This is a genomic window from Bacillus ndiopicus, from assembly GCF_000612805.1.
In the GTDB taxonomy this organism is placed as follows: domain Bacteria; phylum Bacillota; class Bacilli; order Bacillales_A; family Planococcaceae; genus Metasolibacillus; species Metasolibacillus ndiopicus.
Genome location: NZ_HG964406.1, coordinates 168,978 through 184,262, shown reverse-complemented (window position 1 = coordinate 184,262; position 15,285 = coordinate 168,978). Strand labels below are relative to the sequence as shown.

Here is a 15,285-nt window from a genome sequence, read left to right as displayed (position 1 = left end):
ATACAATGGTAATAATTAATTTTACTTTAACATAACAATACATAATACTAAATAACTAATTAGCAAAAATATAAAAATAGTAGAAATGAGAACGTTTTATTTAAGATTTTTCTGCAAATAATAATGCTGATGCTCTCGACCTACATTATTTAAAGTACCATAAACTTGATAGCCATGCTTTTTATAAAAATCTAATGCTTGGAAGCTTAAAGTATCTACTTTTACAAAATCACAATCATTATCTATAGCAATTTGTTCAATCTTTGTTAGTAGTTTTGAACCGAAGCCTAGACTACGCAATTGTTCATCGAGTATTAAGACATGTATTTCAAGCCAATTCCAGCAAATTTCCCCTAAAATTCCGCCACATACTTCATTATTTTCATCCATAATAAATAAATTGATTTCTTTATATCTACCACTTAAATCATCAGAGAAGTGCTCTAGATTGTATTCGTAAAGCTTTTTGTTAACAGCAGCTTTTTTTTTGTTATCTAATTCCTGTATTATGCTGTAGCTCATAATGTTTGTCTCCTTGTTTTCCAAATAGTTCATATTATCATTATAAAGAAACTATAAAATTTTAGATAGCAATATTTAAATAACCGCCCATCATGTTGAAGGGCGGTTATTTTGATTATGAAACTAGTTTTTTACTATCCTTTCGCAACCATGCAACAACAATTACAAGAATAAGAACAAAGCCTAAATAGCCCATTGTGGCATACACTTTACCTACTAAATTTGTAAAGCCTATAAAACTTGCCAGGAAGCCTGCGGTACCAACGATAACCACTGCTGGCTTAAACATTTGGTGATTGGGTTCGATAAAGCGTACTGTGAATGCGTAGAACATACCGACAGCCGTGTTATACATCATACCAAGCAATGCGATTGCCATTAAAACACCGACGAATGGATGAATTTGTTTTGCCAATGCGAGTGTAGGCATATCAACACCTGCGACAACATCTATTTTTACAAACATTGTTACATTGATTAAAATAATCAATGCCCCAAGCATAATTCCACCGAAGATACCACCCATCCCTGCTACTTTACGGTCTTTGACAGTGCCTCCCATAACGATAAGCATCGCAGCACCTGCTGCAATATTGTATGAAACATATAACAATGCACTTACTAACCAATTGGTGCTTGCTGATTGTTGTGCTTTTGCAATGCTATTCGCTTCTGAAAGGGAAAGGTCCATTGTAAATAATGAATAGATTAAAATTATAAAAATGACAGCCATTAAATAAGGTGTAAGAATGGCAATTACATTAATAATGTTTTTTACATTCAATAGCAATGTACCAATTGTTAAACAGACCATAATAATACTCCCAACCACTGTTGGGATGCCAAACATTTGATGAAATGTTGCACCAGAGCCAGCGAACATAACCACCGCCACACCAAATAAGAAAAAGGTAATTAAAAAGTCTAGCACAAGCCCAAGATAGCGCCCGCCCATGTAGTAAATAACACCTTTATGTGATGTAGTTTGAAGCTTTGAGCCAAGCTGGGCTAGTGTCATTCCTAAAAATGAAAAGGCAAATGTTGCGAATAGTGCCCCGACAATGCCGATTAAGCCAAAGCTCGTAAAAAATTGCATGATTTCTTGTCCTGATGCAAAGCCTGCCCCGACAATTAATCCAACAAATGCGCCACCAATTTGTAAACTTTTCTTCATATTTTCACCCTCAATTTTATTTTGAAAATTCTGAAATTTTAAGATAGGTTAGATAAAGAGACGGAGCTACGTCCCTTTATCTTGATTCAGTAGAAAACTTCCACCTCCACAGGTGGCGAGATGAATGCTTATCTAGTCTTTGATTCAATGGGTGTCCAAACACTCACTGAGAAAGAGGAAGTCAGTCTAAGAACACCACATTCTATGGCAAAGACTGAGTGACCAACATCGTGTTGCCCCAAAGCCTCCGGCGGATGTCACAGATTTTTTTCGAGCTCGCTCGAAAAAAATCTGGACGCAATTTCGCCAAGGCGTAATTGATATAATAGTAAATCAAATTTTAAAAACTAGCGGTACACCTTTTTCGCAACAGTGTAAGCTTCAACCGTTTCTCGATTTACCTCATAGCCGATACCTATTTCTTGTGGGACTTGAATATAGCCGTCTTCAGCCACAACTTCTGGTTCGATAATATCCTTTTCCCAGTAGCGGTTAGAGCTTGCTGTGTCACCAGGTAGGATGAAGTTTGAAAGTGTTGTTAGCGCAACATTGTGCGCGCGACCTACGCCAGATTCCAGCATACCACCACACCAAACAGGAATACCTGCTGCTGCACAATAATCATGAATTTTCTTCGCCTCTGTTAAGCCGCCAACACGACCAATTTTAATATTAATAATTTTTGTAGCACCAAGCTCAATTGCTTTGCGAGCGTCTTCAAGCGAATGAATACTTTCATCTAGACAAATTGGTGTTGAGACCTGCTGCTGTAATTTAGCATGGTCAATAATATCATCTGAAGCTAAAGGTTGCTCAATCATTGTTAAATTAAATTCATCTAACTGCTTTAATAATTCTATATCCTCTAGGCTATATGCCGAGTTGGCATCCGCCATAATCGCCACATTAGGGAACGTATTGCGTAATGTCCGCATTACTTCAACATCCCAGCCTGGTTTTACTTTTACTTTTATCCGCTTGTAGCCCTCTTTTACATAGCCATCAACTAATTGGACAAGCTCTTCAATAGAATTTTGAATGCCGATACTAATGCCCACTTCGATTTTATCCTTCGTCCCACCAAGTGCCTGTGCTAATGATTGTTTTGTTTGCTGTGCATAAATATCCCAGACAGCGCCCTCAATCGTCGATTTTGCCATATTATTTTTACGGATTGCTGCGAAAATCTCACTTACTTCATCTGGGTGTGAGATTTCTTTATTTAAAATAAGAGGGATTAAAAAATCTTCAAGCATATGCCAGTTCGTTTTTAATGTTTCCTCGTTATACCAAGGAGAATCAAAGGCAACAGATTCGCCCCAGCCAATTTTGCCTGATTCATCCTTCGCCTCTAAAAGCAAAAAGTTTTTAGTAGTAAAAGTGCCGAAGCTCGTTGTAAAAGGGGATTTTAGCTCCATTTGTAAATGGCGTATCGTCATTTCAGTAATTTTCATTTATGCTTCCTCCAGTGCCAAAGTAGCTTTTTGTACAAAAATATATTGATTCCATTGTGATAGCTTTTCTATACGAACGGCTACATAGCCTGCCGCAAATAGCTTTTGAAAAATTTTACGCGTAGTAAGGCGCCAATGCATGGCAAGCGTATTATTTTGCCCTTTTAATTTTTGAAAATCCTGTGGAACAGGTAAGGAATAGCTTTGGGCATCGTAATGTCCAAGTGCTATTAACTGTATAGCTGGTAGACCTTGTTCATCTGTTATTATATCACCAAGAGAAATAGGCTCTTGCGCTAAAGGTTGATGCTTGTTCACTACATAATTGCTTGTTAAATGCCAATGTACCTCAAAACGATCAGTAGGCAACCCTTTATTAAAGCCATCCTGCATTTCACCATAGCAGTTTTCAATATACGTATCGCAAATGCCATTGAGCTTCGATAAATTTAAAAAGCCGTTACGTGTTTCTAATGGATCGTATGTCCAAGTCATTAAATCGTAGCCTTTTTGAATTGCAATATCGCGTTGCACAAGCTTTAGGCGCTCGCCAATTTGCTGTGAGCGATAGGCATCATCAATTCCAAGCATATGAGAGCATAAATAGCTTTTCCCATTTTTCATGCCTGCGAAGCCATAGCTAAAGCCAACTAACTGCTCCGCATCGAAAGCACCAACGATGATACCACCATTTTTCACAGCAGTGAATGTTTGATGCGTTGGAATGGGGGAGATGCCCCATACTTTATACTCTAACTGCTGCACTAACTCCATTTCTTCAATGGTTGTTAACTCTTTAATCAAAATCATGAGTGCTCGCTTCTTTCTACTTGCTGTAATGCTAGTAATAATGCCTTCGTAATAATTTTAGCACCAACATATAGACGCTCTTTATTAAAGGTCATAAGTGGATGATGCAAGCCAGGTGTAACACCACAGCCTAATCCAAGCATTGTTGTTTTCAAATGTGGCTGCTTGTAGGAATAAAAGTGGAAATCCTCTCCACCTGGTGTAACAACATCTCCAGCACAATTTTCTTCACCAACAGTTTCGATAATCGCTTGTTTCATAATGGCTTTTGCCTCATCGTTAACTTGTGCTGCAACAATATGAGCTACACAAGTAGTTTCAATTTTTGCGCCATACAGCGTACTGACTGCTGCAACAGCTTTATTAAATCCATCTGTCAATGCCTCCATGGTTTCATTTGTTTGTGCACGTGCATCAATGCTAAATGTTGCATTACCAGGAATAATATTTGCGGATGAGCCGCCAGCTTGAAGCTGTGTCATTTTTATTGATGCTGATTGTGTAGGGCTAATCCAATGACGCTTAATCGCATCGACAAGAGCAGCCGCCACTTCAATAGCGTTGATTCCTAACTCAGGACGAGCACCATGTGACTCGATACCTGTAATTGTTCCTGTAAACATTTTGGCAGCCCCATGATAAAGGGCAGGCGTATGAACACCATCTGGAATTTCTACTAGCGGTCGTACATGTGTACCAAATAAATATTCAAGAGACTCGGTAACACCTTGCTCCATTATCGCCTTTGCACCTTGGCCTTTTTCTTCAGCAGGCTGGAAAATGATTCGAACTGCGCTAGGTAAAGTGTCTTTTTGCTTGTTTAATAATAATGCTACGCCAATAGCCACCGTCATATGACCATCATGTCCACAAGAATGATTTGCCTTAAACTCACCATCAACCTCTTGCCAAAGTGCATCCATATCAGTGCGGAAGCCAATCTTTGGGATGCCTTTTCCGATATCAACATAAAGTCCTGTCATATTTTTGAAAGTATGTGGTTCTAAGCCTTCCTCCTTTAAAAGTTGTGCTATGTAGGCAGTTGTTCCAACTTCCTGCCAACTAATTTCTGGATTTGCATGTAAATGAGCAAAAACTTTTTCCATTTGCTCTGTAATTGTTTGTACTGTCATATTATTCAACTCCACCTGTTTGCTAGAAAGCTATTTTGAAAATCATCGTAATTAACCCGTTGCTGATTATAGTATGGGATATCATGAGACATCATGCCAGCAACTAATGTATTGAGAAATGCCATTAGTACAGGCATTAAATCAATTGTTGAGAGTTCCATCTGTTGCAAGACAAATGCTTCATGAACGTATTGATGAATCGGTGCAACGTTCGTATCGGTAATCCCAATTGTATAAGCACCCCGCTTATGAAACTGCTCGGCAATTTGAATTGGCTCTTTGTAATAACGGTGTAAAGAAATAATGATAGCAACCGCCGTTTCATCGATTTCCTGCAATGTTCGAATAAGCGTGCTCGTATCGGTTTGTACGAGCTTAACATTTGGGCGCAGCATATTAAGTGTGAACTGTAACCATTGTGCGGCAAAACTAGAACCACCAGCTCCGATTAAATAAATTGTTTTAGCTTCGTGGATTTTTTTTGTTGCCTTGTAGAATTGCTGAGGGTCAATTTGAGATGCTGCGTTTGCAATTTGTTTACCCATTTGTTTCATTACTTTTTCACAAAGCTGCTGTTCACTCGCTAATGCTTCTTTAGATGAAACATAATTGCCTAAAGTGCTGTTTGTACTATGCTCAAGTAAATATTTCGTCCATTCTTTTTGTAGCTGTGCGTAGCCATCTAAGCCAATCGAATAGCAAAAGCGTATAACGGTTGTTTCACTTGCGCCAGATTTTTTGCCGACTTCTGCAGCAGAGTGCATACTAATAAAAGTTGGGTTATTTAACACAAAATTTGCCACTTTTTGCTGTGACTTTGATAGTGTATTAAAATGCTGCTCGATTTTCTTTTTAATTGGTATCAAAAGGAAGTCACTCCTTCATTTTTAATAAACTGAAGTATAAACTTCAATTTATCATAAATAGCATAAAGGTGCAATTAATTTTCTGAAATTTCTTTCAAATAGAATTACTGACATTATAAAATAAATAGAAACTGGATATTTTGAAGTGGTCAATATATGTTATGCTAAATTCAAGAAAAGGAGGATGATGGAAGTGATGAGATATAGTGGTGTAATTATGGATGTTATTAACGCGGAGCAAGCAAAAATTGCAGAGGCTGCAGGGGCAGTAGCTGTTATGGCATTAGAGCGTGTGCCATCAGATATTCGAGCAACTGGTGGTGTTGCTCGTATGGCAGATCCACGTATTGTTGAGGAAGTGCAGGCTGCTGTTTCGATTCCAGTAATGGCAAAGGCACGTATTGGTCATATTACTGAGGCGCGTCTATTAGAGGCAATGAAGATTGATTTTATTGATGAAAGTGAAGTTTTATCACCAGCGGACGAGGAATTTCACTTATTAAAGAGCGATTTTAAAGTACCATTTGTATGTGGTGCGCGCAATCTTGGTGAGGCAGCGAGACGTATCGGTGAAGGAGCAAAAATGCTGCGCACAAAGGGTGAGCCTGGTACAGGCAATATCGTTGAAGCAGTTCGACATTTACGTGAAATAAACGCACAGGTACAAAAGATAATTCATATGGACCCCGCAGAATTAATGACAGAGGCACGTCAGCTAGGTGCTCCTTATGAGGTATTACTAGCAATTAAGGAAGCAAAGCGCTTACCAGTAGTGAACTACGCAGCTGGTGGGGTAGCAACACCAGCTGATGCAGCGCTAATGATGGAGTTAGGGGCAGATGGTGTATTCGTAGGGTCGGGAATTTTCAAATCAGAAAATCCAGAGCAATTTGCAAAGGTAATTGTTCAAGCAACAGCAAATTATCAAGATTATGAATTGATTGCCCACTTATCCAAAGGCTTGGGCACACCAATGAAGGGAATTGATTTATCAACATTACCAGTGCATGAGAGAATGGCTACACGCAGTTTATAATGACACATAAGGCTGACAAAAAATTCAGGGCTATACCTGTATTTTTTGTCAGCTATTTTCAACGGTGTTGTCAGTTTGAATTTGTCAAAGCACATCTTTGTATGCTGAAATAAAACAAGCATTCACATTTTAGGATTGATGTTTTGTGAAATCACATAAAGCATAGCTAATTTGAAAAATAGTTGCCTATCATCAAGTATTAAGTTAGGTTCAATAAATGAATCTATAAGTGGATGAGAAACGTATATGTTAGTTAATAAGGGATAGGGGGAAACATATATGAATCAGCTCTATATCAAACAAAAAGTATTTAGCTTAAGTGGAAAGTTTACAGTGAAAAATGCAAAGGGTGAGGATGTTTATTTTGTTGAAGGGAGCTTTCTACAAATCCCGAAGACGTTTACATTATTTAATCCATCACGAGCTGAAGTAGCGGTTATTACGAAAAAGGTTTTTAGCTTTTTACCAATGTTTTTTGTTGAAATAGATGGACGAGAAATGGTGAGAATTAAAAAGGAATTCAGCTTTTTTAAGGCGCGTTACTCCATTGAAGCAGAGGGAATTGAAGTTCGCGGCAATTGGTTTGATATGAATTTTTCTATATTTAGGCATGGCGAAGTTGTTGGAAGAGTGAGTAAAGAGTGGTTTACATGGGGCGATAGTTATAAGGTAGAGGTTTTAGATATAGACTTGGAGAAGTTAATTATTGCACTTGTTGTAGCGATTGATTGTGTGAAGGCTGATAATGCTGCGGCTGCATCGGCAGCAACGTAGATATATTTGATGGGAATACATGTAAAATAAATAATGAATTTATATTAAAATCCTTGTATTTAACTTTTTGGACAGAACAGGATATATAATGATATTGTAGATTTTATAAGGGGTAATGAACATCCTAAATCCATTTATTCCAAATAGCTATATTCTATCATGGAGACTCCATCTAGTATTTTGATTAATACCTATTCATTATAATGAAACCATTCATAGGATATAGAAGTGTATTTGGCATTTTCCGGTTGATTGACTTTTCAGAATATTGTATTAGAATATATTATTGAAATAGCTAGGAAGGGGGAGAGTATGCGGTCAACAACAATTATTTGTACAGGCTATGCTCGTTTACCAGAGGGAATGGCTGCTAAGAATTTATACGGAGTAATGGGAATTGGCTTTGAGATTGATTCAGAAACTGACCGTATAATAAATGTTTCTTCAACATTTGTCACCTCTATGTGTTCCGATTTTCTTCAATCTATATTTGTTGGACATGATATGAAATTAGGCTTAGAAGAGCAAATTGAACAATTTGAAAACCGCTATTTTGCATTAGGAAAAAAAGCAGTTTCAGTAGCAATTCGTGATGCACATAATCAATTTTTAATTTATAAAAATAAAATAAAAGTTGACAGTTAATTAAATTCAGACTATTCTGATGTTATAAAATTAAATATAGCTATTTCGATTTGCTTGGAAAACCTTCTAGAAGTAACCCTTCTATGAATTCATTTTTCAAACCCAAACAGAAATAATATTCGTATCGTTATGATGTTTTAATGGTGCGTGTATTAGTTCTGTTTTTTTTATTTTCAAAAAGGAGGATATTATGAGACACGAATGTAGAATGCAACAAATTTATGACAAGCTTATCTTTTATAAAACTAGCATTATTATTTGCACAGCCGAAAATATTCAATATCTGACTGGAGAGGATTTATCCTTTTCTTCAAGACCTTTTTATTTGTTGTTAAAGCCTGATTACACATTTGATTTATTTATTAATGAGTTATACAAACAATACCCGATTGAAAATAGCAAATTAAACATTATTTATTATTTAGATAGCGAAAAGGGGGTAGAGCAATTAAGTAAACATTTATCTACAAATCAACAAGTATTTTTCGATTATGGGTTAACTTTAAACGATTATTTATACTTGCGAGCCAATCGCTCAGATTTACGGTTTTCTGTTACTAGTTACATCGAGGATATGAGAGTAATTAAGGATGAAAAAGAAATTGACTGTTTAAGTCAAGCAACTTTAATAACAGATGCTGTCTTTAGTCAACTGCAAGAGCTTATTTATTTACCAGCAACAGAACTATCAATTAAGCATCAAATTATTACTTTATTCGCTCAATCCAATGTACATCATTTAAATTTCAATCCAATTGTAGCGACAGGATTTAATACGGTAAATCCGCACCATCTATCAAAGGAGGTGGGCATTAAAGAGGGGGAATCTATTTTAATTGATATTGGCTGCAAATATAATGGCTATCGTTCGGATATGACAAGGATGATGAGGTGTGGGGAATTATTAGATTTTAAAATAAAGGAATATTTCGATGTTTTGAAAAATATACAAGCTGAAGCAATTGACATGATAAGACCTGGCGTCGAACTAAAAGCAGTAGATTTATTTGTTAGGCGTGAGCTGAAAAAAAGGAGCTTGCTAGATTATTACACGCATAATTTGGGCCATGGGATAGGTCTCTCAGCTTATGAATATCCGTATATCAATAGTTCTTCAAATGATGTATTTCAAGAGGGAATGGTAGTCACAATTGGTCCAGGAATTTATATTGATGGACACTATGGACTTCGTATAGAAGACGTAGTGCATGTTCAGCATACAAAGGCTAAAAAATTGAGCAATCTTTCGAATGAATGGCTCAACATTAATTGTTAAGGGGGAAAAGATATGAAGGATCGAATTAAATTATTGTTTGTAATCTGTGTAGTTGCGGTATTAGCAGCTTGTAGTTTTAGCAATCCAGAAGAGAGCATTTCTTCAGGAGACGAAGGTGCATCTTATAAAAATGAAATAAAAGTTGGTTTAGATGTCGATGCAACAAAATTAGACCCGAGGTTGGCAAGTGATTCATCGAGCAAGCGAGTTACAGAAGTTGTCTACAATGGTTTAATTCGTTTGAATGCCAATTTAGAGGCAATGCCGGATTTAGCAGAAAGTTGGGAAAATCCTGATGAGTTAACGTGGATTTTTAATTTAAGAAAAGATGTGAAATTCCATGACGGAGAGGAATTAACAGCCGAGGATGTTAAATATACCTTTGATACAATTCTTGACCCAGCATTCCAATCCAACTCTTTGGCGCTGTTTTCACCAATTACGTCTGTTGAAGTAATTGATGACTATAAGGTGCAATTTAATTTATCTCAGCCGTATGCACCTTTGCTAAGCTATTTGGAAATCGGTATCGTGCCAAAGCATCTAGCTGAAGCAGATAGCGAATCATTAACTACAAAGCCTGTTGGTACAGGTCCTTACAAATTCGAGAGCTGGGATAAAAACAATAAAATTGTTTTAACAGCAAATAAAGAATATTGGAATGGCGCTCCTAAAACAGATAAATTAGTGTACTTTATTATCCCTGATAACTCTACACGCGTAGCTTCTTTAGAATCGGGTGATATTGATTTTATTCATTCGCCGCTATCAGCATCAGATGTTGAACGTATGAGAGGGAATAAAGATTTTGTTACTGAGGAAAAAGAAGGTGTAGGTTACACGTATTTAAACTTTAATATGAAAAATGACAAAACTGCTGACTTAAAAGTAAGACAAGCGATATCACATCTTATTGATAAAGAAACGATTTCAAAAGCAATTTATCGTGGCATGGACAAACCAGCAAAATCTCCTTTAATTCCAGCCTCTTGGGCATATAGCGACGATGTACCTGATTTTGAATATAGCCCTGAAAAAGCGAAAGAATTGTTAAAAGAAGCAGGCTATGAAGATACAAATGGTGACGGCATTGTTGAAAAGAATGGTGTTGATTTAGAAATTGAGCTTTCTACCCATACTGAGGATCCCAATCGCATCCAAGTGGTAGAGTATTTACAAAATGAACTTTCAAAAAATGGAATTAAAACATCCGTAACGACTACTGAATGGTCAACATTTAGCAACAATATGATGGAAGGTAAATATCAGGTTGCTTTATTAGGGTGGTTAAATCTATTTGATCCAGACCGTGCTACCTACAACCAGTTCCATTCTTCAAGTGGTAACAACTATGGTAAATATAATAATCCAAAGGTGGATGCACTGTTGGAAGAAGGGCGAAAAACAAATGATCAAGCTAAACGACAAGAAATTTATAAAGAAATAGCAACAATTGTCAATGAGGAAGTAGCTTATAACGTTTTACTATACCAAGGCTATGTTGTTATTCATTCGAAGAAATTAGTAGGCTTTGAATCTTCTCCAAATGGAAGTTTCTTTAATATGGTAAATGTTCAAGTTGAAAATTAATTTTACTGCAGAGGAGAGAAAGTAGATATGAAAAAAATAATGAACAAGCTTCTGCAGCTTATCTTAGTATTATTAGGCATAACAATCTTGGTTTTTTCTCTGCTTTATTTAATCCCAGGTGATCCAGCTGTGACTTTATTAGGACAGGATGCGACACAGGAAGAAATTAATCGTTTTAAAGAGCAGATGGGGCTTAATGATAGCTATATAGACCAGCTTACAAGATATATAGGTGGGGTTATTCAAGGTGATTTAGGAAAATCATATATTCAAAATGAATCAGTAGTAGATATTGTATTATCAACTCTTCCTGCAACATTAGAACTTGCGATTGTAGCGCTAATTATTGCATTACTAATCGCGATACCTATAGGGATTTTATCAGCAGTGAAAAGAGCTACTTGGATTGACTATTTAGGTATGATTTTTGCACAAATTGGTGTATCAATGCCAGTTTTTTGGCTAGGTTTATTATTAATATTAGGATTTTCTATTCATTTGAATATCCTGCCTTCGTTCGGCAGAGGTGGCTCAGTTTTTGAAGCGTTGATAAAAACAATAACAACAGGAAATTTATATTATATTTTTGAAAGCCTGAAATATTTAATTTTACCTGCTCTTACACTCGGTTTAATGAGCGCTGCTTTTATTACTCGAATGGTACGGGCTGCAATGTTGGAAGTATTACAAATGGACTATGTTCGTACCGCAGATGCAAAAGGTGTTTCAGACAGCATGATTATTATAAAACATGCATTTAGAAATGCTTTAATACCGATTGTAACGATTATTGGTCTACAGTTTGGTAATTTGCTAGGTGGCGCTATTGTAACAGAAACTATTTTTGCATGGCCAGGGGTAGGACGACTTATTATTACAGCAATAAGCCAACGAGATTTTACAGTTGTACAAGGTGGCGTTTTAGTCATTGCATTTTTATTTGCTGTCATTAATTTAATCGTAGATTTACTTTACACCCTAATCAATCCTCGGATCCGTTCATAAAGGAGGGGACAATTTTGAAGGGCATTGAAATAAAGAGAATATTAAAAAATAAATCCATTGTAATAGGTGGCACGATTGTTTTGTTGTTAATATTATGTGCAATTTTTGCTCCTATAATATCTACACATGACCCATATGAAATGAATATGAATGAAACATTATTAAAGCCAGGAGAACAAGGTCATCTTCTTGGAACAGATCAATATGGTAGAGATCTATTAACGAGAATTATTTATGGCGCGAGAGTGTCATTAATCGTTGGAATAAGCTCTGTAGCAATTTCAATGATTATAGGTGTAACGATCGGCTTGATAGCAGGTTATTATGGTGGTCTAATTGACGCTTTCTTTATGAGAATAGTTGATATTTTTTTATCGTTTCCTGTGGTACTTTTAGCAATTGCATTAGTAGCTGCATTGGGACCAGGTATTGAAAACGTTATCATTGCAATTGGGCTAGTTTATTGGACAAACTATGCCCGAGTCGTTAGGGGAAATGTGCTCTCTATAAAAGAAGAAGATTTTGTACAGGCTGCTAAAACAATTGGTTCATCAAATTTTAGAATCATTTTTTACAATATTTTACCCAATACAATGTCATCAATTATTGTAATAGCTACTTTAGGTTTAGGTGTTGCAATAGTTTCAGAAGCTACTCTCAGCTTTTTAGGCTTAGGCATTGAGCCACCTGAAGCGAGCTGGGGATGGACTTTGGCATTTGGTATGAAATACATTCGGGAAACGGCTCATTTGTCATTGTATCCAGGTTTAGCAATCATTATTACGGTGCTAGGCTTCAATCTATTAGGTGATGGTATTCGCGATTTAACAGATAATAAATTAGAAAAAAAATAAATTAAAGAGGAGAATAGTTATGAAAAAAACATACGAGGAAGTTGAAGTTACTCATTTATCAAATGGAGAAAAGGTAACATTTGGCGTTCATAAATATAAAGGGGCTGCGGAAGGACCAATTGTTGGGATTTCGGGTGCTGTGCATGGTGATGAGCTAATTGGAGCAGAAATTATTCGTCGAGTTGCAAAAGAGCTGGAAAATTACGAGTTAAAGGGACAAGTATGGCTAATTCCAATTGTGAATCAGCTAGCATTTGAAAATGTTACACGAAATACACCGCTAGATATGAATAATTTAAACCGTGTTTTCCCAGGGGATGAAAAAGGTTGGATTACTGATCAGCTAGCATTTAAGTTTACTAAGGAAATATTAGAAAAAATAGATGCATTCATTGATATTCATGCAGGTGGAAAAATCCCAATTGTAGATTATGTATACATTCATAATGACGAGGGTCTATCAAAAGCATTTTTATCACCATATTTATATAGACCAGCAATAAGCTATGAAGGCACTACTGCAACTGTAACAACGCAATTAAACATCCCGTCTGTAACGATTGAAATTGGTGGGGGACCTAACTACGAAAAAGATATCAAGCGTGGTGTAGAAGGGATTATCAATCAATTAGTCTATTTAAAGGTAATAGAAGGGGAAGTAAAAACAGTAGAAAATCAAGTTGTATTAACTGAAATCGCTAGTATCCGACCAACTCAGGGAGGGATGCTAGTGCCGGCCTTTGATTTTAGCTATGTAAATAAAGTTATTGAAGGTCCGCAGACAATAGCAGAAATTTATAATCCAAAAACTTTTGAGCTATTAGAAACGATTAAAGCACCATTCGAAAAAAATGTGATGATCTTAATGCGCGGCTATGTGGGTACGGTTAATTCAGGTGATTATGGGTGGATGCTAGGTAATATGGAGTCGAAAGAGAATGACTAAAATGACTATATCTTATTGCGATAAGGATTTCCAATTGTCAGAAGAGTTTGTGAAAATAACGTTAGGCTTAGATAGTTTTTATAAAAAAGCACAAAATAGTAGCGAAAATGGCTTTTTAACATCAGAGGGCTTAGTTCCTGTGCAGCTAGTTGAGGCACAATCATATCAATACAACAGTTTTGCTCATATTTTAGATGATTATAAGACTCTTTATAGCAAATTAAATAAGATTGGGAACGAATTAAGACGTGAGTATATGGCAAAGCAAGTGAACGGGATGATATATTACGTTAACTATTTGGAAGGTAAGGAGCGTTCATTTCGAAATGTAGTAAGAAATTTACTATTTGTAGATGCTAATCCTGTAGCTGAGTGGAAAATAACAAGAATTCAGCAAAAGCTTGAAGTGCAATTAAGAGCAGCTGGCTATAGTGGTACAGTGCAGCAAATGTATAAAAGGTGGTTTGAAGATAGAAAGGTTGAAACAGCTGATATGATGTCTGTTTTAACAAGTTTAATTCAAACGGCTAAAGATGATGTAAGTCGTAAAATGTTCGAGGATATTCATTCTATCGAAGCGACACCAAAGCTTGTAAAAGACGTACCGTTTTCAGCATATGCAGATTATCAAGCACGTGAAATGCTTATTAATGTTGATTATCACTACACATATGAGGATTTAAAGCATTTAGTTACACATGAAGTGTTTCCAGGGCATTTTACACATATGTATAAAAGAGAGCAAGCTGTAATTGCTGGAAAAATACCATTAGATGCAAGTTTAGTCATAACAAATTCAGCATCTAGCCCAATCTTTGAAGGAATTGCCGATTGCGGTCAAATCTTTTTAGGATGGTACGAAAATGAGCACGATGAAATCGCAAAAACAGCCCAGCAATTAAAGATGTGTACGACATTAAATGCTAGTTATTTATTAAATGAATTGCAGCGAGAAAAATCCGAAGTTGCAAATTATTTATCGACAGAAGCCTTTGGACAAGAAAACTGGATTAAGTCAAGAATAGGATTTATTGAGGATTTTTTAAGAGGCCCTTTCATTTATTCATATCATCGAGGGCTAGAAAGCTTACTTCCTATCGTACTAAGTACTCCACTAGAAGATAAACAAGATTTTTATCACTTATTATATGAAAACATGCTAACTGCTGATGAGCTAAAAATATTTTGATGGGAGAGATT

General features: G+C 36.3%; 15 protein-coding genes. 9 read left to right on the top strand and 6 right to left on the bottom strand.

Going from position 1 to position 15,285, the window contains the following annotated elements; genetic code table 11:
- Positions 1 to 96: 96 nt before the first annotated feature.
- From TY13_RS12315 to TY13_RS12290, 6 genes are all read right to left on the bottom strand, one after another.
- Complete coding sequence (locus tag TY13_RS12315) at positions 97 to 522, bottom strand: GNAT family N-acetyltransferase (RefSeq protein ID WP_042476354.1); 426 nt, start codon at positions 520 to 522, stop codon at positions 97 to 99.
- A 115-nt stretch (positions 523 to 637) separates the two neighbouring features.
- Entirely contained in the window at positions 638 to 1,696 is a 1,059-nt protein-coding gene (locus tag TY13_RS12310) for a YkvI family membrane protein (protein ID WP_042476352.1), read from the bottom strand.
- 347 nt (positions 1,697 to 2,043) lie between these two features.
- A complete protein-coding gene (menC, locus tag TY13_RS12305; protein ID WP_042476349.1) occupies positions 2,044 to 3,150 on the bottom strand; it encodes an o-succinylbenzoate synthase in 1,107 nt (368 codons plus the stop codon).
- On the bottom strand, positions 3,151 to 3,960 hold the full coding sequence (locus TY13_RS12300) for a GCN5 family acetyltransferase (RefSeq protein WP_042476345.1): 810 nt from the start codon (positions 3,958 to 3,960) through the stop codon (positions 3,151 to 3,153).
- Positions 3,957 to 5,093 (bottom strand): amidohydrolase, encoded by a 1,137-nt coding sequence (locus TY13_RS12295; RefSeq protein ID WP_042476341.1) that lies wholly within the window; start codon positions 5,091 to 5,093, stop codon positions 3,957 to 3,959. Before TY13_RS12295 ends, TY13_RS12300 begins: the two co-directional genes overlap by 4 nt.
- 5 nt (positions 5,094 to 5,098) lie before the next feature.
- On the bottom strand, positions 5,099 to 5,959 hold the full coding sequence (locus TY13_RS12290) for a MurR/RpiR family transcriptional regulator (protein ID WP_052344325.1): 861 nt from the start codon (positions 5,957 to 5,959) through the stop codon (positions 5,099 to 5,101).
- Positions 5,960 to 6,143: 184 nt separating this feature from the next.
- On the opposite strand from TY13_RS12290, the gene pdxS reads away from it, so the two are divergent.
- The 9 genes from pdxS to TY13_RS12245 all read left to right on the top strand — a co-directional run bounded on the left by pdxS (position 6,144) and on the right by TY13_RS12245 (position 15,274).
- Positions 6,144 to 6,995: a pyridoxal 5'-phosphate synthase lyase subunit PdxS gene (pdxS, locus tag TY13_RS12285; protein WP_042476338.1), complete on the top strand. Its 852-nt coding sequence runs from the start codon at positions 6,144 to 6,146 to the stop codon at positions 6,993 to 6,995.
- Between the two features lie 279 nt (positions 6,996 to 7,274).
- Entirely contained in the window at positions 7,275 to 7,769 is a 495-nt protein-coding gene (locus TY13_RS12280; protein ID WP_042476336.1) for an LURP-one-related/scramblase family protein, read from the top strand.
- 312 nt (positions 7,770 to 8,081) lie between these two features.
- On the top strand, positions 8,082 to 8,414 hold the full coding sequence (locus TY13_RS12275) for a DUF3870 domain-containing protein (RefSeq protein ID WP_042476334.1): 333 nt from the start codon (positions 8,082 to 8,084) through the stop codon (positions 8,412 to 8,414).
- A 190-nt stretch (positions 8,415 to 8,604) separates the two neighbouring features.
- Positions 8,605 to 9,690: a M24 family metallopeptidase gene (locus TY13_RS12270; RefSeq protein WP_081796984.1), complete on the top strand. Its 1,086-nt coding sequence runs from the start codon at positions 8,605 to 8,607 to the stop codon at positions 9,688 to 9,690.
- A gap of 12 nt (positions 9,691 to 9,702) precedes the next feature.
- Positions 9,703 to 11,280 carry an ABC transporter substrate-binding protein gene (locus tag TY13_RS12265; protein WP_052344324.1) on the top strand — a complete coding sequence of 526 codons (1,578 nt, stop codon included), beginning with the start codon at positions 9,703 to 9,705 and terminating at the stop codon, positions 11,278 to 11,280.
- A gap of 27 nt (positions 11,281 to 11,307) precedes the next feature.
- Positions 11,308 to 12,285: an ABC transporter permease gene (locus tag TY13_RS12260; RefSeq protein ID WP_042476329.1), complete on the top strand. Its 978-nt coding sequence runs from the start codon at positions 11,308 to 11,310 to the stop codon at positions 12,283 to 12,285.
- A gap of 14 nt (positions 12,286 to 12,299) precedes the next feature.
- Positions 12,300 to 13,139, top strand: coding sequence for a nickel transporter permease (gene nikC / locus TY13_RS12255; RefSeq protein WP_230199435.1), 840 nt, complete (start codon positions 12,300 to 12,302; stop codon positions 13,137 to 13,139).
- A gap of 19 nt (positions 13,140 to 13,158) precedes the next feature.
- Positions 13,159 to 14,085, top strand: a complete 927-nt coding sequence (locus TY13_RS12250; protein ID WP_042476323.1) for a succinylglutamate desuccinylase/aspartoacylase family protein — start codon at positions 13,159 to 13,161, stop codon at positions 14,083 to 14,085.
- Complete coding sequence (locus tag TY13_RS12245) at positions 14,078 to 15,274, top strand: hypothetical protein (protein WP_042476321.1); 1,197 nt, start codon at positions 14,078 to 14,080, stop codon at positions 15,272 to 15,274. Before TY13_RS12250 ends, TY13_RS12245 begins: the two co-directional genes overlap by 8 nt.
- Positions 15,275 to 15,285: the final 11 nt, after the last annotated feature.

Bases quoted from the DNA above. Each gene is read 5' to 3' on its own strand.
- TY13_RS12300 (WP_042476345.1), bottom strand. From the start codon at position 3,960: ATGATTTTGATTAAAGAGTTAACAACCATTGAAGAAATGGAGTTAGTG.
- TY13_RS12310 (WP_042476352.1), bottom strand. From the start codon at position 1,696: ATGAAGAAAAGTTTACAAATTGGTGGCGCATTTGTTGGATTAATTGTC.
- TY13_RS12260 (WP_042476329.1), top strand. From the start codon at position 11,308: ATGAAAAAAATAATGAACAAGCTTCTGCAGCTTATCTTAGTATTATTA.
- TY13_RS12280 (WP_042476336.1), top strand. From the start codon at position 7,275: ATGAATCAGCTCTATATCAAACAAAAAGTATTTAGCTTAAGTGGAAAG.
- TY13_RS12245 (WP_042476321.1), top strand. From the start codon at position 14,078: ATGACTAAAATGACTATATCTTATTGCGATAAGGATTTCCAATTGTCA.
- TY13_RS12270 (WP_081796984.1), top strand. From the start codon at position 8,605: ATGAGACACGAATGTAGAATGCAACAAATTTATGACAAGCTTATCTTT.
- menC (WP_042476349.1), bottom strand. From the start codon at position 3,150: ATGAAAATTACTGAAATGACGATACGCCATTTACAAATGGAGCTAAAA.
- TY13_RS12295 (WP_042476341.1), bottom strand. From the start codon at position 5,093: ATGACAGTACAAACAATTACAGAGCAAATGGAAAAAGTTTTTGCTCAT.
- TY13_RS12265 (WP_052344324.1), top strand. From the start codon at position 9,703: ATGAAGGATCGAATTAAATTATTGTTTGTAATCTGTGTAGTTGCGGTA.
- TY13_RS12315 (WP_042476354.1), bottom strand. From the start codon at position 522: ATGAGCTACAGCATAATACAGGAATTAGATAACAAAAAAAAAGCTGCT.
- pdxS (WP_042476338.1), top strand. From the start codon at position 6,144: ATGATGGAAGTGATGAGATATAGTGGTGTAATTATGGATGTTATTAAC.
- TY13_RS12275 (WP_042476334.1), top strand. From the start codon at position 8,082: ATGCGGTCAACAACAATTATTTGTACAGGCTATGCTCGTTTACCAGAG.
- TY13_RS12250 (WP_042476323.1), top strand. From the start codon at position 13,159: ATGAAAAAAACATACGAGGAAGTTGAAGTTACTCATTTATCAAATGGA.